The sequence below is a fragment of the Synergistaceae bacterium genome, from assembly GCA_012728235.1.
Classification (GTDB): domain Bacteria; phylum Synergistota; class Synergistia; order Synergistales; family Synergistaceae; genus JAAYFL01.
Genome location: JAAYFL010000160.1, coordinates 1 through 2,071, shown reverse-complemented (window position 1 = coordinate 2,071; position 2,071 = coordinate 1). Strand labels below are relative to the sequence as shown.

Annotated in this window: 2 protein-coding genes; one reads left to right on the top strand and one right to left on the bottom strand. The window is 41.6% G+C overall.

All coding sequences use genetic code 11. The features are described 5' to 3' along the window. The first annotated feature begins 578 nt into the window (after positions 1-578). Positions 579-1,466, top strand: a complete 888-nt coding sequence (gene mph_3, locus GXZ13_08030) for an Mph(E)/Mph(G) family macrolide 2'-phosphotransferase (protein ID NLX75750.1) — start codon at positions 579-581, stop codon at positions 1,464-1,466. A gap of 73 nt (positions 1,467-1,539) precedes the next feature. Here the strand turns inward: mph_3 and GXZ13_08025 are convergent, their stop codons facing one another. Next, positions 1,540-2,004, bottom strand: coding sequence for a hypothetical protein (locus GXZ13_08025; protein ID NLX75749.1), 465 nt, complete (start codon positions 2,002-2,004; stop codon positions 1,540-1,542). Between the last annotated feature and the right edge of the window lie 67 nt (positions 2,005-2,071).

The window sequence follows — 2,071 nt, the reverse complement described above, 5'->3', positions numbered from 1 at the left end:
GGGAAAGAGGAGGGTAAATTTTCAGCGTTGCTGGCTCCCCGTCAGCCGGATTGGGTTGCATCGCAGGGGTGTCGAAAGAGTCAACTGCGGTCCAAAGCTGTTGGACTTGGGTGAAAAGGGCGTTTATTCTTCCTATACGTGAACCGCATCCTACGGAATGAGTAACCCTTGCCCTATTGTGAGTAGAACGTCGTATAATTCAAACGAAAGCAGTTAATAGGTATGAAATATCACAGCACAAAAGAGCGACAGGACATGTTTAGATGATGTTATTATAAAATAATAACATCATGGATGAATAAAAAATAATTTTCTATCTTTACAACTATGTTATACTTCTATGATAAGGCTATGATGGCAAAGCCTTGGTTTTCCTAATCAAATAGTCGCCGAGATGGCTTCAATGCGACAGTAGGTCTACTGTCTCACAATTAATTCATGTATCAGATTTTTGTTCCCTGATGGGAAGTGTTATCCATACGAAAAGAATATGGGTAAAGTGTTACACCTGTATATGACATTCAGAATGTCCTGTCGGGGGAACTGGTACCAATTTAATAAAAGAAAACAGTATAGAAATGACAATCGAAGATATGCAAACATTAGCCCTAGAGCATGGGCTGAGAATTTCGGAAGAGATGAGCGTCAATGAGATGGGCATCGACTTTAGAGTTGCCTTTGTAAAGGAAGTAAACGGTGAGAACTGGGTACTCCGTATACCTCGAAGAAGCGATATGCTTGAACAAATCGAAAATGAAAGTAGAATATTGGATTTAGCCAAAAGAAACCTGTCGATCAATGTCCCTGATTGGAAAATTGTATCGGAGCGCCTAATAGCCTACCCTTTACTGGAGGATGCGCCTGCTCTGACATTCGATGCGATAACACATGAGGTTTCTTGGAACATAGATCGCGATAGCATAGCTTATGTGGAGTCTCTGGCAAAATCATTGGCCGAATTACATCGTATTACAGCTGACGATGTGAGAAAGAGCAACTTGAAAATAATGACTCCAAGTGAATTGAGGACCGAAATAGCTGACCGTATCCACTTGGTGAAATCTGAGATAGGTATCAGCGAGCCGTTGGAAAACAGATACCGTAGATGGTTGGACAATGACCCTTTGTGGCCTGAATTCACTTGTTTCATCCATGGCGATCTCTATGCAGGGCATGTCTTAACCTCGAAGGAAGGTAAGACCTCTGGTATCATAGATTGGTCTACTGCGCATATGGGTGATCCTGCACTGGACTTTTCTGGTCACGTATCGGTTTTTGGAGAGGATAGCCTGAAGAGTTTGATAACGGAGTATGCTAAACAAGGCGGAACGATATGGGATAGGCTCTACGAACAATCTATAGAGAGGGCTGCTGCAGCTCCATTAGCATATGGCGCTTTTGCGGTAGAGTGCAACGACGATAATCATATCAATGCCGCCAGAGCAGCCTTAGGTATTGTTCAATAAAATGATGTGAGGATACTTTTTTAAATGCTAAAATAGGAGTTCGATTGGTGCCACTTAAGAGTATCATTGATTTCTATTTTAGCCAGTATCCTCCACTTTTAGGAGCTCCTCGAAACTCGATTTTATGATCATCTCTTAAGATTTTGAGCCACCGCTCTACTATCTTGACAGGAACTAATAGCTCGTTTACTAAAAATGGTGCACGCTTTCCTGGATTAGTTCTTATCTGATTAAATAGTAGATTTACTCCCTCACTTACTCCCTCATTAGATTCGAAAAGTAGCTTTGATGAGACAATAACTCGAAAACCGTGCTGGAAATTTTCAAAGACAGGGGGACGCAGACCATAGGATGCGAAGCCTTCTTGGATTCGTTTGATGCCTGACCCATATTTTTCAATAAAATGCGCTTCTTTGAACGTGGCAGATATCCTTTTATTGCGCGCCCATGGCGAGTAATCTTCACGAAGAAGCTGATCAATCGTTAAGTTATCAGCTAAACCACCTGGATTGAAAAACTCTATGGAATTGTAATACACCCTGATTATGGAATCGGCAAATTAATTTGGACTTGGGTGAAAAGGGCGTTTATTCTTCCTATTACGT